The sequence below is a fragment of the Lysinibacillus sp. RC79 genome, assembly GCF_041262405.1.
Lineage (GTDB): Bacteria > Bacillota > Bacilli > Bacillales_A > Planococcaceae > Lysinibacillus.
Map to the genome: position 1 here is coordinate 101,695 of NZ_JBGCCD010000014.1, position 25,969 is coordinate 127,663.

Sequence of the window (25,969 nt, forward strand, 5' to 3'; positions counted from 1 at the left end):
GATATTTAAATATTTATACGTCTAGTGCATAAATAGAAGGCAGGAATTCATTCGATAAGTGAAGAGTCCTGGCCTTCTTTTTTTTGAACTTATATTGATGAATTGCACTATTAGAATAAATAAGAAAATTACGTTAATAAATAAAAATTCAGTTGACTTAATAAATATGCAGACGTATACTAATTTTAACTTATTTCAGAGGTGAGTGCATTGAAAGTAGGAATTGTTGGTGCAACCGGATATGGTGGCTTAGAACTTATTCGATTTTTACATAATCATAAAGCGGTGGAGCGGATTGATTTATTCACATCTTCAGAAGAAGGTGTAATTTTTTCTTCTAAGTTTGGTCATCTCGTTCATATTGCCGATACACCTTTACAAAAAATTGATTATGGGGCTTTAGAGAAATTTGATGTTGTTTTTACAAGTACACCTTCAGGGGTAACAAGTGAGCTATTACCTCCATTGGTAGGGAAAGGTCCTAAATTAATAGACTTGTCTGGTGACTTCCGTTTAAAAGATCCGGCGAGCTATGAAACATGGTACGGTAAAAAAGCGGCGCCATTGGAAATCATTCAACAAAGTGTATATGGCTTAACTGAATGGAATACAGAAAATGTTCAACATGCTCCTCTTATCGCAAATCCAGGTTGCTATCCAACAGCGGTTTTACTTTCGTTGTTACCATTGCTAAAAGAACGATTAATTGATCCGAGTTTTTTAGTGATTGATGCAAAAAGTGGGATTTCAGGAGCTGGAAATAAGCCTTCACAAACGACGCATTTTAGTGAGGCGAATGAAAGCTTTTCAATCTATAAAACGAATACACATCAGCATATACCAGAAATTGAACAGTCCATTTCAATGTTTGCAGGTGTCGATACAACTATTTCTTTTAATACTCATTTAGTGCCAATGACTAGAGGGATTTTATCTACCTCATATGCACCAGTTATGTCTGGTGTTACAGAGAAACAGCTAGTAGCTTGTTTACAGAATGCCTATGAAAAGCATCCGTTTGTGCGGATAGCAACAGATGTAAATAGTCTAGGAACAAACCGCGTTAAAGGTTCAAACTATTGCGATATTTTCGTGAAGGTAGATAACCGTACGAATCGTGCCACAATTGTTGGCGTCATCGATAATTTGGTCAAAGGGGCTGCAGGGCAAGCCATTCAAAATATGAACGTTCAATTTGATTTACCACAAACGACAGGATTAGATGTCGTTCCGTTCTTTCTTTAATAGCATGAAGGAAACTGTATGCTTCTTTTATTTAGAAAACTAAGGAGGAAAGATTTTATGACATTAATAGCATCTGCAAGTATTATGAAAAAAGTATCAAGTAAAAATATTGTTTCACCAAAGGGCTTTAAAGCTGCGGGTTTACATTGTGGTTTAAAGCATAAGAAAAAAGATTTAGCTGTGTTAGTCAGTGAAGTACCAGCAAGTGTAGCGGGTGTCTTTACAACGAATGTTGTGCAGGCAGCACCATTAAAAGTAACGAAAGAGGTTGTATACACAACGAAGAAAATGCAGGCGATGATTGTCAACTCGGGAAATGCTAATGCATGTACAGGGAAGCAAGGGGCGAAGGATGCACAAACAATGCAGTCCTTAGTGGCAGAAAAGCTTGATATCGAGGGAAATTTAGTAGGTGTTTGCTCAACGGGTGTCATCGGTGAAATTATGAATATGGAGCCTGTGACAAATGGGATTAATCAGTTAGAGCCAAAGGATAGTTTAGAAAGTGCTATTGATTTTGCACAAGCGATTATGACAACAGATACGGTTATGAAAAACACAAGCTACAGCACTATTGTCGATGGTAAAGAGGTTATTATCGCTGGGGTTGCAAAAGGTTCAGGTATGATTGAACCAAATATGGCAACGATGCTAGGTTTTATAACGACAGATGCAAATATTGAATCAGATGTCCTACAGGCTACATTATCTGATATAACGAATTTGACTTTTAATGCAATTACAGTGGATGGGGATACATCTACAAATGACACAGTAGTTGTGATGGCAAACGGCTTAGCAGGGAATGAAGCTTTAACTCCTGATCATCCAGATTGGCAAAACTTCTACTATACATTGAAAACAGTAGCTCAAGACTTAGCGAAAATGATCGCCAAAGATGGTGAGGGTGCAACGAAGCTGATTGAGGCTGAAGTTGAAGGGGCAATTTCGGATGAAGAAGCGCGTAAAATTGCTAAAACAGTAGTTGGTTCACCGCTTGTGAAAACGGCAGTATTTGGCTGTGATGCAAACTGGGGACGTATTATTGCCGCTGTAGGCTATAGTGGCGCAACGGTTGATCCAGAAAAACTTTCGATCCAAATCGGTGGTGTAACAATGGTTGAAAACGGTGAGCCAGTTCCATTCTCAGAGGATGGGTTAATTCAGATTTTAAAAATGCATGAAGTGAAAATCTATGTGTCACTTGGTATTGGGGAAGGCAAGGGGCATGCTTGGGGATGTGATCTAACTTATGACTATGTTCAAATCAATGCCTCGTACCGCTCGTAAACGAATGGTCATTAAGCTGGGTGGTAGTACGCTAGAAGGCTTAAATGAATCGTTTTTTGAGAATTTTAAAAAACTCCAAGAAAGCGGTGTAGAGCTTATTATTACCCATGGCGGTGGCCCAGCTATTAACCATGAACTTGCGGTGCGCGGGATAGAATCACATGCTTTAAACGGTATTCGTGTCACGAGCGAAGCTGCAATTGATATTGTACAGTCAACATTAATAGGAAAGGTCAATCCTGCGCTTGTTCATGAATTAACAACAGCTGGCATTGCTGCAATTGGTATAAACGGCTTTGATGGTCAATTAATTGTAGCGGATTATTTAGACAAAGATGTATACGGTTTTGTTGGTGAAGTAAAAACCGTCAATACATCTTTGCTGGAAGCATTAATTAGTGTGGGGGTTGTACCGGTTATTGCTTGCGTTGGAGCAAATGAACTTGGTCAGGCATTAAATATTAATGGGGATACGGTAGCAAGTGAAATAGCACTAGCTATAGATGCAGATAGCTTATTACTTGTAACGGATGTAAATGGTATTCGCATTAACGATGAATATCAATCGAAAGTAACACCGTCCTTCATCAATCAATGGATTGAGGAGGGTCATATTTATGGTGGGATGATACCAAAAGTTCAAGGAGCCCTTGAATGTTTAAGTGCGGGTATTCCATCAGTGCAAATTGTTGGGGAATCGCTTGTAGGTACGACGATTTTATCCGGGGATGAAGAAAACCCGAATGAATAAAGTTTCCCTTCATCCTCACTTCTTCATAGATAAGAGTGACCGTTCTAATAGCATAGAGGAAGCAATATAGTTGTTTAGAGAAGATGATTGTTATAGTCAAAATTAGTAGGAGTTGATAAAATGAGTGCTTTATTTGGAAACTATGGCAAACGCCGCGCCCAAATTGTCAAAGGGCAAGGAACTGTTGTAGAAGATTCTGCTGGGAAAAAATATTTAGATTTTACAAGCGGGATTGCTGTAGTGAGTCTTGGTCATGCACATCCTGCGATTGTGGAGGCTATTCATGATCAAAGTAAAAAGCTATGGCATATTTCTAATTTATTTGATATTCCTGGTCAGGAGAAGGTTGCACAAAAATTAATAGCTGATACACATTTTTCTTATGCATTTTTCTGTAATAGTGGTGCGGAAGCAAATGAAGCGGCCATTAAGCTTGCACGTAAGCATACAGAGAAAAATCATATTATTACTTTTGAGAAATCTTTTCATGGGCGAACTTTTGGAGCGATGTCTGCAACAGGTCAGGGCAAGATACATAATGGCTTCGGACCACTTGTTGAAAAATTTACGATACTTCCTTTTAATGATGTGGCAGCACTTGAAGCAACGATTGATGATTCTGTCGCAGCAATTATGCTGGAAATGATTCAAGGTGAGGGTGGTGTTAACAGCGTATCACCAGAATTCGCAACAGCAATAGCTAAAGCCTGTGACGACAAAGGAATATTACTAATTATCGATGAGGTTCAAACAGGGATTGGACGAACGGGAACAAGATATGCTTATGAGCAAACGATTTTAAAACCAAATATCGTGACATTGGCAAAAGGGCTAGGAGGTGGTCTCCCAGTCGGTGGGATGCTTGGAACAGCCGAACTATATGATACATTTAGTCCTGGCACACATGGAACAACATTCGGTGGGAACCCGCTTGCGATGAGTGTTGCTGAAACCGTGCTTGATCATGTCTTTGAACCTGCATTTTTACAAAATGTACAGGAGCTATCTACTTATTTTGTTAAGCAGTTGAAAGCGAATCTACCGTCTACGTATACGGTACAGGGCCAGGGCTTACTTCTTGGCATTGGCTGTGGCGATACTGAGGTAGCCTCGTATATAGCTGCGGCGGAGGAAAACGGCTTATTATTAGTAGGTGCAGGACCAAACGTTATTCGTCTACTACCACCATTAACCGTGTCAAAAGCAGAAATCGATGAAGCAGTTGCGATTTTAAAAACGATACTGTTATAGTATCTGGTCAATTAAATACGATGAAAATGAATCTGCTAGACTTTCTTTGGAGAAGTCTAGCAGATTTTTAATGGCTTATCATCGGAAGTTTGGGATGACATTTTGTTAAAATATATGCCATGTGAATAAGTTGATTGGAGTGGAGGCTGGGCGACTCCTCGGGGTCAGCAATAGAGGAACGAAGGCTAAAACCATCACGTCCTGTGATAACGCCTTCGTGACCAACATCGTGTTGGCCCAAGCGGCTCATCGGACGCCCCCAGGAAGCTTTGCTCTGTGCGAAAGCGAAGCGTCAGCAACAAATGTTTTATCTGCGCGAAAGCGACAAAGCGCCCAGCCGGAACGGAAATCAACCCCACATTATGGTGATAAGTTTTACATTTAGTAAAATCTTATTGCAGCTCTTTTACCAATGTTTTCACTAGAGTAGGAAGCCAATCATGAAGTTGACTAAATGTAAAACCTGCAGCTTCTGCCTTTGTAGTTGACATATACCAATCTGCTGGAACCCCATACGGTGACTGCGACATTTCATCGCCACCTACTAGAGAAATTTTTGCATGCTTTCCGGTTGTTTCTTCAATAAGCCCCAGTAAATCTTTTAATGAAATTGCACCTGTAGCTGTTGCATTATAAGGTCCTTCAATTGGTGTAATGCCAGCAAAATATAAAAATGCAGCTGCTTCGTCATCCGTAATAAAGCTCATCTTTGCTTCAATATTTGGTAATGAAATAGGCTGTTCCTGTAAAACTCGTTCAACATGAAAATGTAAACGGCGTGTATAGTCGTTCTCACCCATAACAATTGGGAAACGTACAGCGACAACAGGGAATGTGGCCTCTTTGAAAAGTACTGCCTCTGCTTGACGCTTCCCCTCACCATATGAAAAATCTTCACGGTTCCCCATCCGAACTTCATAATCATATGGATTAAAATCTTCCTCAGTCTTGACAATGCCGTCTATTTCGTAGGTGGATAGAGTAGATGTAAAAACGAGCTTTTTCGTTTTACCTTCTAAAATATCACATATTTTATAAGCTTCATTGGGAGAGTAGCAAATATTATCATAGACAATATCCCATGTTGAACTTGATAGTGCTTGTGACAACGAATCGGCATCATCTCGATTAACAATTAGCTGCTTCACCTTTGTACCAAAAGGATTTCCGCTTTGTCCACGTGTTAAAATAGTTACGCCATGCCCATTTTGAAGACAGAGTTCAACAAGCTTTTTACCAAAAAAGCGAGTGCCTCCTAAAACTAAAATGTTCATATTATTTCCACCCCTTCAAATTAGTAGTCCCCTTTATAATGGCAAAAAAACAGGCATACTACAATTACTTTGTAGTATGCCTGCCTGTTTATTATTGGGTAGGTGGATCAGTCGGTGGAGTTGTATTTCCGTTGTCTCCTCCATTAGAGCCATTCCCGGTGTTTCCGGAACCGTTGCCGTTATTAGAGCCATTTCCGTTATTTCCGGAACCATTGCCGTTATTAGAGCCGTTTCCGTTATTTCCAGACCCATTGCCATTATTAGAGCCGTTTCCGTTATTTCCGGAACCATTGCCGTTGTTTGAGCCGTTCCCGTTACTACCAGTAGACCCATTGCCATTTTCCGAACCGTTTCCATTATGGTTCGAATCATTGCCGTTAGTAGGTGGGGTAGTTGGTGGAACTTTTTCTTGATCGTCTTTTTCAGGTTGTTTTTCATCCGCACTACCACCAGTAGAAACGACATTAGATTGCGATGAAGTTAAACCTGTAATATCTACAGCTACAACAACGTAGGCTTGACCACTTGCTACCGTCATACTTTGTGATGATTCAAGCACGGATCCGACAAGAGTTCTACCACCGTTTGTTACTTTATATATTCGATAACCGACTACGTCATTTGAAGAGCCTGTCCAAGATAATGTATTACCATTAATTGAAGCAGTTACTGCTGCTGGTGAATTGTTATCTGCCGGGAAATCAACAGCTGATACCGATGAATTCGATAATGACGAATTTTTTGGTAATAGGCTGCCTGGGTTACCGCCAAGTCTACCTAGCATACGTTTAATAAATGCTTGATTAATACCTGCACCACCTGGTTTTACAAATTCTGGCGGTGTGTTAGGGAGTGCATTATAGGTTTTACCTTTAATCGTAACAACGCTTGAGGAAGCTAAGCTATCATCAGGCTGTGAAGGTAAAAATACTTTCGCGTTAAACAAGTCAGAGCGCACGAGACCAGCATTAGCACATGCTGCAGAAGGCGCTAAACCAGAAATACCACAGAATGATGCAGTGACAACGTTTTTCGGTTGCTTAAATCTAGTTTTAGGGGCAATTAATTGTGGATCAACATCATACACAGAATTCATTAATGTTCCCCATAGCTTGTTAATTCGCACGCTAGGCTGCTGATACGTATTATTAAATGTATACAGTGATTGATTGTTATCATAACCCATCCATACACCGAGAGAAACATTCGGGTTATAGCCAACTAGCCAAACGTCTTTATAATTTTGTGAAGTACCTGTCTTAGCAGCAAAGTCAGCAGAGAATTTAAGTGAATTTTTTGCAACTGTACCTGTTCCTTTTGTTAACACATCTCGTAACATATCAGTAATGATATAAGAAGTTTCAGGACTAAATACTTGTTCAGGTTTAACTTCGTGTTTATAAATGATATTTCCATTTTGGTCTTCAATTCTATCAATCATATAAGAGTCAATGAATTGTCCACCATTTGCAAAAGTTGCAAAGGCATTGGTATTTTCTTCAACAGTAGTTCCTTCCTTCAATGCTCCAATCCCAGTTGCAAGGTTTGTGAAGTCATCAGGCTGTAACTTTGAGAACCCCATTTTTGCTAAAAGATCAGCAGGGCGTCTGTTAAGAATATCATTATATAAACGTAAAGCTGATAAGTTTTGTGAATCAGCTAATGCCTCACGAGCAGGGATAAGTCCTCGTTCATCACTAGTAATATAGTTGTTCGGACTCCATCCGCCCACAGAGAATTTTACGTCAACTAACGGGCTACCTGCACCAATTACACCGTATTCTATTGCAGGTGCATATACGAGTAGTGGTTTCATTGTTGAGCCATTTGAGCGATATGCTTGTGTTGCATAGTTATAATTTTTAAGTTCAAAATCACGACCACCGACAAAGCTTAAAATACGTCCAGTATTATTTTCAATTAAAATACTACCAACCTGTACAGGCATTTGAACATCAACTTCTGCACCTGTTGCAGGATCCTTGTCTTTAACGGTGTAAGTATGACCGTAATTTTTGAAGTTTTCCGCTGCTTTTTGCATCGAATCGTACATATCCTTATTAATTGTTGAATAGATACGATAACCTTTTGAGCGGACATCACGATCTGCTAGGATCATATACTTGTCTTTTAATTTTTTTTCATTTTTTAAGCGTTCTGGATCAATACCATCTTCTACTGCTAGTTTTTCAGCGATAATTTCTGTCGCGCGACTTTCAAGTTCATATGTTAGCCATGGGTAGCGATCCTCCGTGCGCATCTCTGGTGAACGGAAGTCAGCAGTAATATCATAAGCGAGTGCTTCTTTATATTGAGCTTCGTTAATGTAACCTGCGTCTTTCATACGATAAAGTACAATTTTCATACGATCAATACCCAGTTGAAGTGCTTCTTTACTTTTAAGTACACCTGTATTTGTAAAAGGTGTGTAAGTAAAAGGTGATTGAGGAATACCAGCTATATACGCTGCTTGAGGAAGCGTTAAATCCTTTGCTTTTACATTGAAAATACCTTCAGCAGCTGTTTCAACTCCTGCAATGTTTCGACCGGAAGAGTTACGACCATAAGGAACTATGTTTAAATAGGCCTCTAAAATTTCTTCCTTTGACATAAAGTGCTCTATACGCATAGCAAGTAAAAGTTCTTTTGCTTTTCGTTCATAAGATACTTCGTTTGTTAATACTTGGTTTTTAATAAGCTGCTGTGTTAATGTAGAACCACCAGTTTGAGTGGAAGAGTTTGTTACGTCTTGAAGTAGTCCTCGGATGACGGCCTTCGGAACTATTCCGTTATGTTCACGGAAATACTCGTCCTCTGTCGCTAATACCGCATTAAGAACATCAGGTGCGACATTGCTTAATGTTGTTGCTCGACGGTCCAAATCTGTACGTAATTTTCCGATATAAATATCGTTGGCAAAATAAATCTCACTTGTTGAATCGTAGTTAAAAATTTCATTTCGTAATTCTTGCTTTGAGCGTAGTGGCTCTTCTTTTACAAGTGACGCAAAATAGCCAGCGCCAACTGAACCAGCAAATACAGTACCTACCAATGCAAAGACTAAAAATAGTAAAAATAAGTTCCAGGCAACACTTCCTGAAATACGTAATTTCTTCATCCATTTTTGTTGAATTAATTCATCGATCTTTGCATTGATTTTCTCAATCCAATCTTTCAATGTATCGACCTCCTAAAATCTTGTCTATTATAGCACATATTGATTTAGGTCGAACATAGTTATTGACAATGAAAAAGAATCGTATAGAATAATGCTTATAGTTTTCTAGTGATGAAGAGCTTGCAGTAGTGTCTATCATTCCCTGTTTAGAGAGCCAGCGGTTGGTGAAAGCTGGTCATAATGTAGAGACGAATTACGTGCTTGGAGCTAAGACGTGCGCGCCTGCGATAAAGGCGATTGAATGAAGAGGAAGATGGATGACATCTTCAAGCCGGGTGGTACCGCGTTAGTTATTAACGTCCCTGCATGCAATGTTTTTGCGTGTAGGGACTTTTTTGTTTTTAAAATAATTCTCCCTACACGAAATATTAAACACTTAGGAGGAATAAAAATGACGAACGAATTATTACAAGACTTAGAATGGCGCGGATTGTTATACCAACAAACTGATGCTGAAGGTATGACCAAATTATTAGATGAACAATCCGTATCTTTATACTGTGGTGTTGATCCAACTGCGGATTCCATGCATATTGGGCATATTGTGCCTCTTTTAACGCTACGTCGATTCCAAAAAGCAGGCCACCGTCCAATTTTGTTAGTTGGTGGTGCAACTGGTATGATTGGAGATCCATCGGGTCGCTCTGAAGAACGCCAATTACAAACAGTTGAGCAAATTGATAAAAATGTTCAAGGTATCCGTAGTCAATTAGAGCGTATTTTTGATTTTGCAGAAAATGGTAATGGTGCTCAGTTAGTTAATAACCGTGACTGGATTGGCAATATAAATACGATCGAATTTTTACGTGATTATGGGAAATTAATTAACGTGAACTACATGTTAGCAAAGGATACGATTGCATCACGCCTTGATACAGGGATTTCATTTACTGAGTTTGCGTATACTTTAATTCAAGGTATTGATTACAATCATTTATACAACCATTACAACTGTCGCATTCAAGTAGGTGGCTCTGACCAGTGGGGGAATATTACAACAGGTTTAGAAGTTATTCGTAAAACACATGAGGAAGAGACGAAAGCATTTGGCATAACAATTCCTTTAGTAACGAAAGCAGACGGTACGAAGTTTGGTAAAACAGCAGGTGGTGCTGTATGGTTAGATAGTAAGAAAACATCTCCATACGAGTTCTACCAATTCTGGATTAATGCTGCGGATGCTGATGTTGTAAAATACTTAAAAATCTTCACATTCCTTTCTCGTGAAGAAATCGAAGCGTTAGCAGTATCTGTAGAAGAGGAACCACATTTACGTAAGGCACAAAAAGCACTAGCTGAAGAAATGACTCGCTTAATTCATGGTCAAGAAGCATTAGACCAAGCAATCCGCATTACAGCTGCTTTATTCTCTGGTGACTTAAAAGCACTTTCTGCTGATGAAATGAAGGATGCATTTAAAGATGTTCCTTCTATTGAAATGGCGAAAGAAGATAAAAACATCGTGGACTTACTAGTGGAAGCAGGTATTTCACCTTCAAAACGTCAAGCTCGTGAAGACGTAACGAATGGTGCGATTAGCGTGAATGGTGAAAAGGTCACTGAATTAGAATATGTAATCGACGGCAAAGATCGTTTAGAAGATGCATTTAGCATTGTTCGTCGCGGCAAGAAAAAATACCATATGGTGAAGTTTGTTTAATTCAGACTTATACAACAAGACATCCCCTCAATATTTGAGGGGATGTTTCGTTTTGTTGAAAATAAAGTATGGCACCTCGGCAAAACGAGGGGTTGATTTCCGTTCCGGCTGGGCGCTTTGTCGCTGCCGCTTCGCTTTCGCACAGAGCAAAGCTTCCTGGGGGCGTCCGATGAGCCGCTTCACTCGCGATGCTCGCTCCAGGGTCTCATCTGTGACGCTGATCCCCGAGGAGTCGCCCAGCCTCCACTCCAATCAACCACTTCACATAGCATGTATCTTCTGTCATGTCATAGTTATAAGACGAAACTCTAGCAAGATGTTTTTTTTGTGCGAAAGCGAAGTGACAGCAACAATGTTTTATCTGTGCGAAAGCGAGTAGCATTGAACCGAAATCACTCTCATTTAAAGTGCCACAATATTAACAAAGACTTCGTTGACATTTCTTTTAACTATCTAAAAAACTAGGAAGCTTTACGTGCTTATATTCTTTTGGGTGAAGCATATTCGCAAGCTTTAATGCACCCTCTATAAGGCGTGGAGATGGGCGACAATAAAGCCATTCCTCCATTACGTGAAGCTGATTCATTTTAACGGCTTGTAGCTCCTGCGCATGTGAACGTTTTAATAAATTAGCCGGTTGAATACGCTCAAAGGCAACTCCTACCCAAGCCATCATAATATAGTCTGGGTCGCGCCTTACTACATCTGCCCAATCGGTTTGCACGCTTGCTAATTCTACATCTTGAAACAGATTTTCCCCACCAGCAATGGCACTAATTTCAGTTAGCCAATTTATTTTACCTGGCGTAAAGATAGGATTTGGCCACCACTCCCAATAGAGAGTAGGTTTTTTAGGAATCGTTTGAGCAACTGTGCGAAGACGATCGATACATTGTAAATATTCCTCGGCAATTTTTTTGGCACGCCCTTCAACTCCACAAGCTTTACCCAAAGTATGGAGATCCTGTGCGATTTCCTCTAATGAATTAGCATTAAAAACAATATGGGGAATATTTCTAGCTTGTAACGCTTCAATATTTTTTTCCATGCCGGGGACACTTAAGGATGCGAGTACAAGATCAGGCTGTAATGCTTCTAATGCATCCATATTAATTGATAAATCTGGGCCAAGCTGAGGTAAGTCGTTTACTGCTAATGGCCAATCCGAAAAATCATCGACACCGACAAGCTGATCAGTCAGGCCTAAATAAGCAACAAGCTCGGTATTACTTGGACAAATTGAGATTAAACGCATCTTCATATCTCCCATTCTTTTTAAGAAAAGTATAGCGAGTGTTGAGGTCATATACAATGCCTGAATGCTGACCACAAAAAAGGCATGCCTGCAAAGACATGCCTTTTGATTACTTATTAAGAAAGTGCGATAGCTTCGAGTGATTCTTCTTTTTTCGCTACAGGGCCCATCGCATTTGTAATAATTTGTTTAATGTCTTCTAAAGTTGCTTTACGTGGGTTTGTTGCAGCACATACATCTAACATTGCATTTTTCGCTAAGATTTCAATATCCTCATCCTTCACACCTAATTCGCGGAAGCCACTTGGAATGTTCAAATCTCTAGAAAGATTTTCAATTGCTACAATTGCTCTCTCAGCAGCATCACGTTTACTTAATCCTTCAACGTTTTCGCCTAACAATTCAGCGATTTTTGCAAAACGCTCAGTACGTGCTGTTAAGTTAAAGCGGCAAACGTGTGGCAATAAAATAGCATTACATACACCATGTGGTAGATTATAGAAGCCACCTAATTGATGAGCAATTGCATGTACATAGCCAAGTGATGCATTATTAAACGCCATGCCTGCTAAAAATTGTGCGTAAACCATTTGCTCGCGTGCTTCTAAATCTGCACCGTTTGCATAGGCACGTGGTAAATATTCAGGAACTAGCTGAAGTACTTTTTCTGCGCATGCATCAGTAATTGGAGTTGCGTTTGTCGACACAAATGATTCGATTGCATGTGTTAATGCATCTAAACCAGTTGCCGCCGTTAGAGCAGGAGGTAAGCCAATCATTAGCTCTGGGTCATTAATCGATAGTAGTGGAGTAACATGTTTGTCCACGATAGCCATCTTCACTTTACGAGTTGTATCCGTAATAATTGTAAAGCGAGTCATTTCACTTGCTGTACCAGCAGTTGTATTGATAGCGATTAATGGAACTAGTGGGTTTTCTGATTTGTCAACGCCCTCGTAATCATGAATGCGTCCACCATTCGAAGCAATAAGTCCGATACCTTTTGCTGCATCGTGTGCGCTACCTCCTCCAAGAGAAACGATTGAATCACAGTTTTCAGCATGGTACACTGCAATCCCGTCTTCAATGTTTTGATCTGTTGGATTCGGTTCTGCTTTCGGGAAAATTGCTACATCAATTCCAGCAGCTATAATGATGTTAGCAATTTGTTCAGAGAGACCTAGTTTGTGTAAGCCCTCATCTGTTACGATTAATGTCTTCTTCACTTCTAAATCATTTAAGCGTTTACCAACTTCTTGAATTGCTCCAGGTCCAAATAAGTTTGTTTTCGGCATAACAAATTGCTTTAGAACGTCTGACATATTTCCAACCCCTTTAAAATAATTGTTATTGCTTGAATGATGGCGAACCACCTTTCGAAATTCATAGTATTCTATTTTTTGTGAAAGTTCAACTCGTATTTTTATTAAAATTGTTAATTTTAATCGTGTTATTATTTCACAAAAAAGTTAGCTTTGTTTTTTGGTTGAAGGAAGCTTGAATTGTCTAGGAGTATTGATTTTAAAACGGTTTGAAAATTGTTTTCCTATGAAAATAAAATATATTTTTTGGAAATGTGTTCTATTTTAAAGAAGTATTGAATAGTAAATAACTGATAATTTGTTTTTAATATAATAGTAGTAATTATGTTGTTTTTTAAATGTGTAATTACTATTTTAAAGTACATAAAATCGTCATAATTTACAGAATATTTAAAAATAAACTCTCTTTCTTTTTGAAATGTTTAAGGAAATGCATAATGCAAGAAGAAAATAAAGAATGACCGTATATCCTATTATTGCGCACATAAAGAAAATTGCTTCTGAATCTGTACTTATAGGAGGATAACCACTGTGAGCATTAACATGATATACCTCCTGTTCATAACCGAACCAAATAGCTACTAACAAAAAGCCTAATAAAAGGAGAGCTAGTAAAGCCTTTTTATGAAAAGTGATATGCTGTAGACTTTCTTTAAAAGTAATTGGACGCTTAATTTCCTTGCTTTGATGCTTTTTAAAGGGTACTAAGAAAAAAATCATGATCCCACTATAAATTAAAACCATCACAGTAAGTTCAGAAACCCCCATTATTTCCTCCTGTATTTCGATATTTTGTATTTAGACTTCCATAAAGATAAAAGGTTCCTTTTTTATTGATATTTACAAACGGGAATGAAAACTTATTGAAGTTTTTATTATTTAGGCACTTTGTAGGTATATTTGCAATTTTATTGAATAATATTTCAATGAAAATATTTTCAATAAAAGGATGGGGAAAATGTCGATTAGACATGAACAAAAAGAGCAACGAAGAGCTTTAATTTTACAATCTGCATTAGATTTGTTTATTCGAAAGGGGTATGGTGAAACGAAAGTTGCTGATATTGCTAAAGCTGCTGATATGAGCATGGGGTTGCTTTTTCATTATTTTGACTCTAAGGAAAAGCTTTATGAAGAGCTAATTCGCATAGGTTGTGAAAGACTTCAGATGGATTTTAATTTTACTAATGAATCACCATTAGCTATATTTACAGCGGCTGCTACGGATTTGTTTAACATGATCAGTACCAACCCGTCTGCAGCAAAAATGTTTGTACTAATGGAGAATGCACAACATCTGGATTCCTTGTCGGAAGATTTAAAAGAAATGCTTACGGAAGCAGATAAATTAATAAAAAAGAGTATTCCATTAATAGAGAAGGGGCAATTGCTAGGTGAAATTAAACAGGAAAATGCTGAAGCACTTGCGGTAGCATTTTGGTGTTCTATTCAAGGAATCGCCCAATACATTGCACTACATCCCGAAACTCCTTGTCCTAATACAATGTGGGTTATTTCGATTCTTGAAAACAGGAAGGAGGATTGAAAATGAAAACTAAACGGAATTTAATAATCTTTATAGTTGTTGTTTTACTATGTGGCTGGCTTGGTGTTTTTGTAGATCGCTTTATCCCTGAACAACCTAAAGGAGACACACTTGGGATGGGGATTTGGCTAGTATTTCCGTTACTGACAACTATACTGTTACGTGCATTTGCAGGAGATGGTTGGCGAGATATAGGCTTATGGCCAAATTTGAAAGGCAACATAAAATGGTATATTGTTTCGCTCCTAGTCTATCCCATAATCACTTTTATAGTTTTGCTATTAAGCAATATATTTGGCTGGATGGATTTTTCAAATTTTAATTTAGATGCATTAGTTTCAGTTTTTGCTGGTGGTTTACTGCTTCAATTTGTTAAAAACTTTTTTGAGGAATCGGTTTGGAGAGGTTATTTAACGAGTAAACTTTCATCGTTAAAAGTAAATGACTTTTGGTTGTATTTTATTGTTGGTGGTGTTTGGGGAGCTTGGCATATCCCGTATTTTTTAGTGTTCTTATCAGAAAGTGATATCTTTAGTGTACTTCCTGTAAATAGGTGGCTATTTGCGTTGATAGGTATTGTGACGATGATTTGCTGGACAGTAATGTATACAGAAATTTATTTAATGACAAAAAGTATTTGGCCGCTTGTCCTTATGCATATGACAGAAGATGCGCTTGTGAATCCACTTATTCTTGATGGCTATATCAAAATTGCTCAGGGAAAAGAATTTCTTGTTTCTCCAACGGCAGGCATTATTACTACAATTTTTTACCTAATGGTAGGGCTTTTATTGCGAACTAAACGAAAAAAGTTGGAGAAGGAAATTGTATCAAAATCAACTACAACAGCTATCGTTTAAAAAATTAGCGATGAAAAAAATTCTAGAAGCCATTAATCTTACAAGGTTTCTAGGATTTTTATATTTGATTGTTTCCGAATATCTGATTATATGCAAAAACCTCGCAAACACTTGTATAAACAAGGTTGCGAGGTTTAAGAACCGTAAGTAATTAACGAGAGTAGTACTCTACGATGAATGCTTCGTTGATTTCAGCTGATAATTCAGAACGCTCTGGAAGGCGAGTGAATGTACCTTCTTTTTTGTCAGCATCAAATGTTAAGTAGTCAGGTACGAAGTTGTTTACTTCGATTGCTTCTGTTACTACTGCAAGGTTTTGAGATTTTTCACGAAGAGAAATCGTTTGACCTGGTTTTACGCTGTATGAAGGAATATCAACGCGTTTGCCATCTACTAAGATGTGGCCGTGGTTTACTAATTGACGAGATCCACGACGAGTACGAGATAAACCTAAACGGTAAACTAGGTTGTCAAGGCGAGTTTCAAGAAGAACCATGAAGTTTTCACCGTGAACACCTTTCATTTTACCAGCGCGGTCGAATAGAGTACGGAATTGACGTTCGTTCATGCCATACATGTGACGAAGTTTTTGTTTTTCTTGAAGTTGTAAACCGTATTCTGATAATTTTTTACGTTGGTTTGGACCGTGTTGACCTGGTGCGTAAGGACGTTTTTCGATTTCTTTACCTGTACCGCTTAGTGAGATACCAAGACGACGTGATAATTTCCAAGATGGACCTGTATAACGAGACATATTGTTGTCTCCTCCTTTAAATTTGGTTTTTTTGTTGTAAAACAAAAACCAGTAGTACCCATTCTTATACGCATTTTATTTTCATGTATTTTCGCCTATGCAGCCGTTAGGTTACGCGATACACCATCTATTTGAATCTGTTTAGTTATACTAAATAAAATAGAGGAATAAAATACAGTAATAAGCTCATACCACTGCTGCGTTTATTTTACACAAAATTCATTGTAACTGCTTATTACATAGACGTCAATTATTAGACTAACTATTTTCGAAAAAAGGATAATAGTAAAAATTTCCTCTCTATACATTTTTCGATATTCAGGAATAGTTAATGATACAGTGTAATATGTAAAATGTAAAAGTGAAATAGAATAACATAGTCAAAATGACACAAATTATGTATAATATACTATAAGTTAATAGTAATTGATTTGGACGTTATATAGAAAAGGTGATTTCATGACAGACCATTTACAAACGCTAAAATATATAAAATCAGATGTTTTAAGCATTTGGGTGAGTTCTAAGGAACAAGCTGGTTTTAATGGGTATTTTAACCCATTGAAACAGTGTCTAAAGAAGCGCTTTGGAATTGTAAATGTGGCATTTCTCGGTTTCGAAGGTAATTCTTTAATACCGATTGAAGAGATGGCTACTGTAACAATTGAAACAAAACTAAATGCTGTGTCATGGTTAATGATTGAAGCTAGCTTTTATCAACAGAAGATGGTGAAAATTCCCTATATATTAAAAGAAAAAGACGCCTATATGACGATGACAGATATGGTGCTTTTCCAAGCAGAAGGCAAGAATCCAATTGGTGTGCTACTCGTCGAGGCAACCGATGCATGGACAGACTTTATGACTTCGGATTACGGGGAAAAGTTTGTCGAAACGCTTACAAAGGTTCTTCAGTTGATTAGAGAAAATTTTGAAGTAAAAGTGAATGAAGACCAATATAGAAAATTGTATAATATGACAGATTTATTTCATTCCACTATGGATATTGATTTAATTTTAGAAAATGTCTTAAAAAATATTAAGGATAATTTCCCAGAGTTTAATGTGGAGCTTATACTATCGAATGATCAAGACCGCCATACGACTATCGATATTAAGCTTTTTGATTACTTATCTGAAAGACCTGCAACTATTGAGGCTTTTGTCTCAGGAGATCTGACAACGGAGCTTGCTAGCGATTTAAATTGTCGATTATTAAACGCCCCTATAAAAGGGAGACAAGCTATTTATGGTATTTTACAAGTAAGTGCACCTACAACATATCTTTTTTCAACGACTGAAAAAGACTTTGTACGAATGCTAGCACAAACATCAGGAAATGCGCTTGAAAATGCAAAATTATATCATCAATCACATCGCCTAGTAAGTGATTTACAACTCATCAATGAAACATCGCATCGTTTAAATATGAGGATTGACATTCATGAAATGTTACTTTTCCTTCAAAAACAGTTAATGAAATCTTTTCAACCAATGGAAGTTTGTTTCGCTTTTAAATATAATGACACCTTTAAAGTGACGGATGCTAGTACTGCTTTATTCAATGTAGAAAAGGGTCAAACATATATAAAACATGTTGAACAACATTTTGAAAATACCAATGATCCACTATTTATTGCCGATTTCAGCCGATTAACCCCATATCAAATTGAATATCGTTCAATTATGGCAATCCCGATTTTAATGGAAGAAAAAATTAATGGCTTTAGTATTGTGTTACACAAGGAGCCATATTTCTTTTCATTTGACAGCTTTAAATTAATGCAATCATTAATCCATCACTCTTCTTTAGCAATTGCAAACTCAATATTACGAAATCAACTTCAGGAAATGGTAGATTTGGATCATTTGACGAAATTGTACGCAAGAAGTTATTTAGACCAGTACGTAGAAAAGTCACTTAAAAATGATCAATCAGGAATGTTCTTACTCATTGATATTGATAATTTCAAACGCATTAATGATACGTATGGTCACCAAATTGGTGATAAGATTCTTATGCAAATTGCATCCCGGTTAAAAGAAACAATTGGAACTCGTGGTATTTGTGCACGGTGGGGTGGAGAAGAAATGTCTGTGTATATTCCAAATATTGATGAGAAAGAAGCAATCGAATTAGCAGCAGCAATCGTTGCAGTAATTCCAAGTACAACAGATCCTCAGGTGACAATTTCAGCAGGTCTCATAACATGGGATGAACAGTACCGTCCAGCGTTTCAATCTGTTTTCCTTCATGCAGATACAGCGCTTTATGAAGCGAAAAACAGTGGTAAAAATCGTTTTTGTATTCATGATCGATCCTATCTAACAAATTCATAATGTAATAAAAGTAAACAGATGTTTTTGAAAATAAAACGTCAGCCTTATGCGCTGAAATGCCCTGAAATGACAATAAATCATTTTAGGGCATTTTTTTATAAATGGGGGACTAAGGTTTTTACGAATAGCTCTAACCCTTCTTGATCTTCCTTAGAAAAACGATTTACGATTGGACTGTCGATATCAAGAACACCGATGACCTGTCCTTCTTTTATCAAGGGAATAACGATTTCGGATTGGGACGCGGCATCACAGGCAATATGCCCTGGAAAATCATGTACGTCTTTTACCACTATTGTTTCTTCTTTGCCTACAGCTGTTCCGCAAACGCCGCGTCCGATTGGTATTCTGACGCAGGCAGGTAAGCCCTGGAATGGCCCTAATACAAGTTCCTCCTCCTGTAATACATAAAAACCGACCCAGTTAATGTTTGGCAGAAATTGATTTAGTAATGCAGAGGCGTTACTTAAATTAGCAATGCGATCGCTCTCTCCTGTAAGCAGAGCATCTAACTGTTTTGCTAAAGTATCATATTGCTCGGCAATTGGCCCATCATAATTAATTTGTGTAAACATAAAAGCACCCCGTTTGAAAGTTATTTATTTTGGATATATAACATTATAGTGTTGATGTAAATCAGCAACAGTATGAGCATCTGAACCGAAAACAATGGGTAGCCCAATAGATTTACTATAATCGATAAAGGAAAATGGTGGATAAGGTTCCTGACAATATGTTTTACTTAAACCAGCGCTATTTAAATCTAGCTCATAGCTTTCTTCCTTCATTAAATCTAAAACTTCTCGAATCCGCGCAGAATCATCAATTTTCACCATATGTGCTAATTGAAATTTGTGAATAAGTGAAGGATGCCCAATGCGCTTAGGCTTGTATTGCCCTAAATCTGCTTTAATGGATTGTAGGACGGTATCATAATATAAATTATACACTTGTTCGATAGAGCCCACTTTTTTTGAAAAAGCCATAAAACTTTCTGGAGAAAAGTCAATGCATTCAAAGGTATTTTGCCATTGTAAAAAATGGACCGATAAAATAGAATCATTTAAAAAGTGTCCATATGTATTAAGAAATTGACGAGTTTCTTGTTCAAAGCCTTGAATATAGTCAACCTCTAGACCTATATGAATGCGGATGTCTTGTGCATACTCCTTTTGAAGGCGCTGTAAATCTTCAAAATAAGGCATTAAAAATTCTGGATTCATACCACTATCTTGCTGTGGTGTAGGGTCAACAAAATTCAATGGTAATGGTGCATGTTCTGTAAAGGTGATATCTGTAAAGTTGTGGGAGATAGCTTTTTCAATATATTGCTTAAATGAATCAGAAGTACCGTGTGGACAATATGGACTATGAACATGGCCGTCATATTTCATAAAATAACCACTCCTTTAGCTATTGATAATAACACTTCTATTTGCGACAATTGTTCAAAAATTAAGTAGGTATTATTCTTGAAAGGCGTATATACACAAAAAACACTAAATTTTAGTACAAAAGGCGATAACATAGTATATAATAAATACAACTAGCCAATTCGTTTATTGTAGAATAGGAGGCTTACGATGGAGTATATCATCATTCCGGTTATCCTACTATTAATTTTAGCTATAGTAGGATTTATGATGCGACGAAAACATACAACAATCATTGCTAAACTTGAAAATGAAAAATCACAAATACAAAACAATCCCATAAATGAGGAAATTTCAAAAGTTAAATCTTTAAACATGAACGGTGAAACGGAAGAGATGTTTGAACGATGGCGTAATAGTTGGGATGAAGTCATCGATGTACATATGACAAAAATTGATTCACTTTTATTTGACGCAGAGGATCAAATCAATAGACTACGTTTTAATAAAGCAACGTTAATTGAACGTGAGATAGAAGATTACATTCAAAAGTGTGAACAAAATAAAGATAAAATCTTAGAAGAACTAAATGAATTAATTGGCAGCGAAGAAAAAAATCGTATTGAAATTGAACAATTAAAAGAATACTATCGCTCTGCACGTAAAACATTGTTAGCGCACCAACATTCATTTGGTATAGCATTACCAGCTCTGGAGAAAAAGCTGGAGACGTTTGTTCAAAAGTTTGAGGAATTCGATGTGCTTACTAGCGAAGGGAATTATTTACAGGCAAGAGAAATTGTTATTGGCTTGAACCAAGAGTCACAGCAGACATTTGAATACATAAATGATGTCCCAACAATTTTGACTGAATTGCAAGTAAAGCTACCAGGAGCGGTACAAGAATTACGTAGTGGCCAGCGGGAAATGGAAGAGCAATCCTATTATTTACAGCATTTAGAGCTAACTGTAGCGCTTGATAAATTTGAAGAAGAATTTACGACATTAAAAAATGAATTAGCAGAGCTTAACTTAACTGTTGTTAAACCGCGTGTTGCTGAAATAAATGAAGAGATTGATCATTATTACGATTTGCTTGAAAAAGAGGTTATTGCTAAAAATTATGTTGACCAAAATTGTGATCGTTTATTAAGTTCAATCACCAATGTTATTGGTTCAACAAGATTAGTAAGTGATGAAGCAACCTTTGTGCAGCGAAGCTATCGTTTAAATGAAAAAGATGCAGAAATTCCAAAAGCTGCATTAAAGCAATTAGAGGCTTTACAACGTCGCTATGACTTATTGGCGATGCGTGTTAGAGAGGAAAAATCTGCATACTCAAGTTTGCAGGAAGAATTGATTGAAATTAACGAGGAGCTTGAAGGTATTCATGAGGAGCAAGGCCATTTGTCAAATACGATGAAGAAGCTACGAATTGATGAAAACAAGGCTCGCACGCAAGTAGAAAACTTAAAGAAAACATTACAAGAAACAGATCGTCTATTGAATAAGGCTAATATTCCAGGTATTCCTGAAGAGATGGATGCCCGTCTAGATGAGGCAGCAGAGCATATTTATGTAGTAATGCAAAGCCTGCAAGAGGTACCTCTCAACATGGGAACAGTTCATAATAATTTAAATGCTGCAACACTTTGTGTAGAGGATGTAAAAGCGAAGGCACATGAATTGATTGAAAATGTAATGCTAATTGAACGTATTATTCAGTATGGTAATCGTCATCGTGCAACAAATCCAAAATTGCATACTCGTTTAAAAGAAGCAGAAAAATCCTTCAATCAATTCCGCTATTCCAAGGCATTAGAAGAGGCTGGAACGGCAGTTGAAGAAATGGAGCCAGGAGCTTTAAAGCGAATTCAAGAACTTGTAGCAGAAGAAACAATAACAAAATAGTCAAGTATAATAAAAAATTACATAAGCTGTCTAAAAGGTATAGTTATTACTTTTTAGACAGCTTTATTATTAAAAGGCCAATTTGTTTGTTGGGGTATTCATACGATTTTTTCGGACGTTTGCGTGTGCTCTTAGACATAAAAGTGACCGGAAGCTTCACATTATGCCTCATCCCAATTTTTGTTTAGAAACGATGAAAAATAGAGGTGTTCATAATGCAATTTTATATTAAGGAAATGAATGAAGTTTATGCGACGGACATTTTGAATTGGAAGTATGAAGAACCATATGTTTTTTATAATAATGAACTATGCGACGAATCTCTAAAAGAATTTCTTGAAAATCCGTACTATTCAATTGTCAATGATCAAGAAGAGCTAGTCGGTTTTTTCTGTACAGGAACATCTGCACAAGTACCTAAAGGATATGACTCTGGTGCGTATTTAGACGAGTGCATTGATGTTGGAATAGGGATGAAGCCTGAGCTAACAGGAAAAGGTTATGGTTCAGAATTTTTTTCATTTATCTTAAATCAGCTACAACAAAAAAATCATAGTCCTATTCGTTTAACAGTAGCTACATTTAATACAAGAGCAATTCATCTATATGAAAAATTAGGCTTTGAAAAAGTCATGGAATTCACAGCTTCAACTGAATTTATAACAATGAAGAAAGATTAAAAACAAGCGTGTTGACTAGGGTTTATAATGGTGAAATTCGCCTTCAATACGGTGTTGAAATATAGTTTAAATATGGTCGCTGAAAGTTGAGGATGGCATTTATTTAAAGCATATGTCATGTATATTAGTTGATTGGAGTGGAGGATGGGCGATTCCTTGGGGATCAGCGTCACAGATGAGACCCTGGAGCGAAGCGGGTAGGGGAACGAAGGCTAAAAGCATCACGTCCTGTGATAACGCCTTCGTGACCAACATCCTGTTGCCCCGACGCCCCCAGGAAAGCGCCCAGCCGGAACGGAAATCAACCTCACGTTATAGTAATAAGCCTAACAATGCAAAACCCAAATTTTTATACTCAGGAAACGTTCATAGTAAATTTTAATATGCCACTCTATAATGGGTGGTTTTTCACATTAAAAGCAAACAAATAAGTGATAAATAAGGATAATTGTTTAAAGTTAGTAGTCAATTGCTGAAGATTGCGTTATGATAAATACCGTTAAATCAACGTTTTGAAAGTGTGTGAATATTAATGGAAGTTAATACAATCTATTTAGACAACAGTGCAACAACAAAACCTTTAAAAGAGGTTATGCAAGCATTTATGGTAGTGAATGAGCAGTATTATGCCAATCCTGCTTCCATTCATGCAATGGGTGTTGAATCAAACGACTTGTTAAAGCGTGCACGTGAGCAAGTAGCAGATATTTTACAGACAGAAGCAAAAAATGTGCTATTTACATCAGGTGGTACTGAATCCAATAACACGGCTATATTTGGTTTAGCACGTAGCAATACACATAAAGGAAATCATATTTTAACAACTGAAATTGAGCATCCATCTGTTCTAGAATCTGTTAAGCAACTTGAGCAAGAGGGTTTTGACGTAGAATACTTGCGAGTAGACAAAAATGGAGTTGTTTCTTTAGAGGAGCTTCGCACAAAAGTGCGCAACGATACCATTTTAGTAAGTATGATGCATGTAAATAATGAAATGGGTGCTATCCAACCAATTTTTGAAGCTGCAAAAATTATTCATGAATCGAGTCGAGCATCTTTTCACGTTGATGCTGTACAAAGCTTTGGAAAGTTAGCAATATCATTTAACGATGATGAGGGACCAGACTGTATTTCAATTTCTGGCCATAAAATTCACGGCTTTAAAGGTTCAGGTGTACTAGCATTCCGTAAAAAAATGAAATGGCAACCGTATGCACTTGGTGGAGGACAGGAGTTTGGTTTACGTAGTGGAACAGTAGCTGTACCGCAAGCCGTAGCCTTATCCAAAGCAGCCCGAATAGCAGTCGAGACGATGAATGACCGTGCGAAAAAATACCGTCAATGGTATGAAGAAATATGCACGCAATTACGTGGATATGGGGATGTAGTTCATATTTTATCAACACCACAAGGAGCGGCACATATTTTATCTTTTAGTATTCGTGATTTAAAAGGTGAAGTCATTATAAATGCGTTGCAAAAACGCAATGTAATTGTCTCGACATCGAGTGCTTGTTCATCGAAACAGACAAAAACAAGCCATGTTGTTGAAGCTCTAAATATCGATGAGCACTTTAAAAAGGGTGTTATTCGTATAAGTTTTGGCGCGCATGTAACAAATGAAGATATAGTAAAGTTTAAACAAGTATTAGATGAAGTATTGATGGAACTTAAAGGAGAATTTAAATCATGATTTGGAAAGAAATTTTAATTCGATATGGAGAGCTTTCTACAAAAGGTCGTAACAAGATGGATTTTATTCGTCGTTTACGAGAGAACATTCGTCATGCGTTTGCGGATTTAGGACATTTACACATTCGTACAGAGCGCGATCGTATGTTTATAGCCATTCAAAATGAAACACAAATGGACGTGCTATTAAAAGGATTACCTAAAATTTTTGGTATCCAATCATTTAGTCCAGTGGCAGCATGTGAAAAAGACATGGAGGCCATGAAAAAACTGGCAATAACAATTATGGATACATTTAAAAATGAGCAGCTTACTTTTAAAGTAGAAGTAAAGCGCACAGATAAAACATTTCCGTTAGAATCACATGCCATTCAACGCGAAATTGGTGGTTATGTATTACCACAATATCAAAATTTATCAGTAAAGGTGAAGAAGCCTGATATCGAACTTCGTGTAGAGGTGCGTCATGATGCAACATATATGATGGCACAAGTTATACCGGGTGCAGGTGGAATGCCTGTAGGCTCTAATGGTAAATCTTTATTAATGCTTTCTGGTGGTATAGATAGTCCTGTTGCTGGTTATTTAATGATGAAACGTGGAGTGCGCTTAGAAGCGATTCACTTCTTTAGCCCACCGTATACAAGCCAAAATTCATTGGAAAAAGTAAAGGTACTTGCTAATGAATTAACAAAATTTGGAGCTAATATACGATTACATGTAATTCCTTTCACTGAAATTCAAGTTCTTATTAAAGAAAAAGTACCTTCTAATGTATCGATGACAACAACTCGTCGTATGATGCTAAAAGTTGCTGATAAAGTACGTGAAGAAATTGGTGCACTAGCTATTGTTACAGGTGAGAGTCTTGGTCAAGTAGCGAGTCAAACTCTTGAAAGTCTAACAGCTATTAATGCCGTAACTAACACACCAATTTTACGTCCATTAATCTCATCAGATAAATTAGAAATTATCGATATTGCAGAGAAAATAGGCACATACGAAACGTCTATCCAGCCATTCGAAGACTGCTGTACAATTTTTACTCCAGCAAGTCCAAAAACAAAGCCAAAGCTTGAAAAGGTTGAGCACTATGAAAGCTTCTCGGATTTTGATGAACTAATCGAACGAGCAGTGAAAAACCGTGAAGTCTATATTTTCCCGAAAAAAGAGCAAGAAGCCGATAAATTTGCAGATCTTTTATAGAAGAAGCTTGCGATTTCTTAAGCTAACGAGCCGACTCAAAAGTCTTGAGTCGGCTTTTTTTGTTCATTTCCTTTACAGGTACAATTTACCGATAAAATTTTTGTATTAAAAATCTAATATCGCACATTCTATATTCACAAGGAGGTGAGACACATGGCGAACAACACAAACCGCAGTTCAAACCAGCTTGCAGTACCTGGTGTACAACAAGCGCTAGATCAAATGAAATACGAAATTGCACAAGAATTTGGTGTTCAATTAGGAGCTGACGCTTCAGCTCGTGCTAACGGTTCCGTTGGCGGTGAAATCACTAAACGTCTTGTACAAATGGCAGAATCTCAATTAAAAGGCATGCCAAACAGCAACCAATAATTGCTTAAT

General features: G+C 37.4%; 21 protein-coding genes and 1 other annotated feature. Of the genes, 13 read left to right on the forward strand and 8 right to left on the reverse strand.

Going from position 1 to position 25,969, the window contains the following annotated elements; translation table 11 throughout:
• Positions 1 to 210: 210 nt before the first annotated feature.
• From argC to ABH968_RS14940, 4 genes are all read left to right on the forward strand, one after another.
• Entirely contained in the window at positions 211 to 1,245 is a 1,035-nt protein-coding gene (gene argC / locus ABH968_RS14925) for an N-acetyl-gamma-glutamyl-phosphate reductase (RefSeq protein ID WP_370045104.1), read from the forward strand.
• Positions 1,246 to 1,302: 57 nt separating this feature from the next.
• On the forward strand, positions 1,303 to 2,535 hold the full coding sequence (gene argJ, locus ABH968_RS14930; protein ID WP_370045106.1) for a bifunctional glutamate N-acetyltransferase/amino-acid acetyltransferase ArgJ: 1,233 nt from the start codon (positions 1,303 to 1,305) through the stop codon (positions 2,533 to 2,535).
• Entirely contained in the window at positions 2,498 to 3,286 is a 789-nt protein-coding gene (gene argB / locus ABH968_RS14935) for an acetylglutamate kinase (RefSeq protein ID WP_370045108.1), read from the forward strand. Before argJ ends, argB begins: the two co-directional genes overlap by 38 nt.
• 120 nt (positions 3,287 to 3,406) lie before the next feature.
• The gene (locus ABH968_RS14940; RefSeq protein WP_370045110.1) at positions 3,407 to 4,537 is read left to right on the forward strand and encodes an acetylornithine transaminase; all 1,131 of its coding nucleotides are present in this window, start codon (positions 3,407 to 3,409) and stop codon (positions 4,535 to 4,537) included.
• A gap of 392 nt (positions 4,538 to 4,929) precedes the next feature.
• Here ABH968_RS14940 and ABH968_RS14945 read toward each other — a convergent pair whose 3' ends face one another.
• Both ABH968_RS14945 and ABH968_RS14950 read right to left on the reverse strand, forming a co-directional pair.
• Positions 4,930 to 5,811 (reverse strand): NAD-dependent epimerase/dehydratase family protein, encoded by an 882-nt coding sequence (locus ABH968_RS14945; RefSeq protein WP_370045112.1) that lies wholly within the window; start codon positions 5,809 to 5,811, stop codon positions 4,930 to 4,932.
• 91 nt (positions 5,812 to 5,902) lie between these two features.
• Complete coding sequence (locus tag ABH968_RS14950) at positions 5,903 to 8,989, reverse strand: transglycosylase domain-containing protein (protein ID WP_370045114.1); 3,087 nt, start codon at positions 8,987 to 8,989, stop codon at positions 5,903 to 5,905.
• Positions 8,990 to 9,091: 102 nt separating this feature from the next.
• Positions 9,092 to 9,296: a binding site (T-box leader), on the forward strand.
• An 84-nt stretch (positions 9,297 to 9,380) separates the two neighbouring features.
• On the opposite strand from ABH968_RS14950, the gene tyrS reads away from it, so the two are divergent.
• Positions 9,381 to 10,649, forward strand: a complete 1,269-nt coding sequence (gene tyrS / locus ABH968_RS14955; protein WP_370045116.1) for a tyrosine--tRNA ligase — start codon at positions 9,381 to 9,383, stop codon at positions 10,647 to 10,649.
• Positions 10,650 to 11,094: 445 nt separating this feature from the next.
• Here the strand turns inward: tyrS and ABH968_RS14960 are convergent, their stop codons facing one another.
• From ABH968_RS14960 to ABH968_RS14970, 3 genes are all read right to left on the reverse strand, one after another.
• A complete protein-coding gene (locus ABH968_RS14960) occupies positions 11,095 to 11,904 on the reverse strand; it encodes a cobalamin-binding protein (RefSeq protein ID WP_370045117.1) in 810 nt (269 codons plus the stop codon).
• Between the two features lie 116 nt (positions 11,905 to 12,020).
• Entirely contained in the window at positions 12,021 to 13,226 is a 1,206-nt protein-coding gene (locus ABH968_RS14965; protein ID WP_370045119.1) for an iron-containing alcohol dehydrogenase, read from the reverse strand.
• Positions 13,227 to 13,616: 390 nt separating this feature from the next.
• Entirely contained in the window at positions 13,617 to 13,994 is a 378-nt protein-coding gene (locus tag ABH968_RS14970) for a hypothetical protein (protein ID WP_370045121.1), read from the reverse strand.
• A 190-nt stretch (positions 13,995 to 14,184) separates the two neighbouring features.
• Here ABH968_RS14970 and ABH968_RS14975 point away from each other — a divergent pair, with 190 nt between their 5' ends.
• Together ABH968_RS14975 and ABH968_RS14980 are read left to right on the forward strand one after the other, a co-directional pair.
• Positions 14,185 to 14,772, forward strand: a complete 588-nt coding sequence (locus ABH968_RS14975; RefSeq protein ID WP_370045123.1) for a TetR/AcrR family transcriptional regulator — start codon at positions 14,185 to 14,187, stop codon at positions 14,770 to 14,772.
• A 2-nt stretch (positions 14,773 to 14,774) separates the two neighbouring features.
• A complete protein-coding gene (locus tag ABH968_RS14980) occupies positions 14,775 to 15,632 on the forward strand; it encodes a CPBP family glutamic-type intramembrane protease (protein WP_370045125.1) in 858 nt (285 codons plus the stop codon).
• 151 nt (positions 15,633 to 15,783) lie between these two features.
• Here the strand turns inward: ABH968_RS14980 and rpsD are convergent, their stop codons facing one another.
• Positions 15,784 to 16,386: a 30S ribosomal protein S4 gene (rpsD, locus tag ABH968_RS14985; RefSeq protein WP_370045127.1), complete on the reverse strand. Its 603-nt coding sequence runs from the start codon at positions 16,384 to 16,386 to the stop codon at positions 15,784 to 15,786.
• A 459-nt stretch (positions 16,387 to 16,845) separates the two neighbouring features.
• Between rpsD and ABH968_RS14990 the strand changes: the two genes are divergently transcribed.
• Positions 16,846 to 18,726, forward strand: coding sequence for a sensor domain-containing diguanylate cyclase (locus tag ABH968_RS14990; RefSeq protein ID WP_370045128.1), 1,881 nt, complete (start codon positions 16,846 to 16,848; stop codon positions 18,724 to 18,726).
• Positions 18,727 to 18,821: 95 nt separating this feature from the next.
• On the opposite strand, the gene ABH968_RS14995 is transcribed toward ABH968_RS14990, so the two are convergent.
• Positions 18,822 to 19,301, reverse strand: a complete 480-nt coding sequence (locus ABH968_RS14995; protein ID WP_370045130.1) for a GAF domain-containing protein — start codon at positions 19,299 to 19,301, stop codon at positions 18,822 to 18,824.
• A gap of 24 nt (positions 19,302 to 19,325) precedes the next feature.
• Positions 19,326 to 20,120 carry a histidinol-phosphatase HisJ gene (gene hisJ / locus ABH968_RS15000; RefSeq protein ID WP_370045132.1) on the reverse strand — a complete coding sequence of 265 codons (795 nt, stop codon included), beginning with the start codon at positions 20,118 to 20,120 and terminating at the stop codon, positions 19,326 to 19,328.
• Between the two features lie 189 nt (positions 20,121 to 20,309).
• Here hisJ and ezrA point away from each other — a divergent pair, with 189 nt between their 5' ends.
• From ezrA to ABH968_RS15025, 5 genes are all read left to right on the forward strand, one after another.
• Positions 20,310 to 22,010, forward strand: a complete 1,701-nt coding sequence (ezrA, locus tag ABH968_RS15005; RefSeq protein WP_370045133.1) for a septation ring formation regulator EzrA — start codon at positions 20,310 to 20,312, stop codon at positions 22,008 to 22,010.
• A gap of 215 nt (positions 22,011 to 22,225) precedes the next feature.
• Positions 22,226 to 22,690 carry a GNAT family N-acetyltransferase gene (locus ABH968_RS15010; RefSeq protein WP_370045135.1) on the forward strand — a complete coding sequence of 155 codons (465 nt, stop codon included), beginning with the start codon at positions 22,226 to 22,228 and terminating at the stop codon, positions 22,688 to 22,690.
• Between the two features lie 532 nt (positions 22,691 to 23,222).
• Complete coding sequence (locus ABH968_RS15015) at positions 23,223 to 24,383, forward strand: cysteine desulfurase family protein (protein ID WP_370045137.1); 1,161 nt, start codon at positions 23,223 to 23,225, stop codon at positions 24,381 to 24,383.
• On the forward strand, positions 24,380 to 25,588 hold the full coding sequence (gene thiI, locus ABH968_RS15020) for a tRNA uracil 4-sulfurtransferase ThiI (RefSeq protein WP_370045139.1): 1,209 nt from the start codon (positions 24,380 to 24,382) through the stop codon (positions 25,586 to 25,588). Before ABH968_RS15015 ends, thiI begins: the two co-directional genes overlap by 4 nt.
• Positions 25,589 to 25,741: 153 nt before the next feature.
• A complete protein-coding gene (locus tag ABH968_RS15025; protein WP_053484999.1) occupies positions 25,742 to 25,960 on the forward strand; it encodes an alpha/beta-type small acid-soluble spore protein in 219 nt (72 codons plus the stop codon).
• The last annotated feature ends 9 nt before the right edge of the window (positions 25,961 to 25,969 follow it).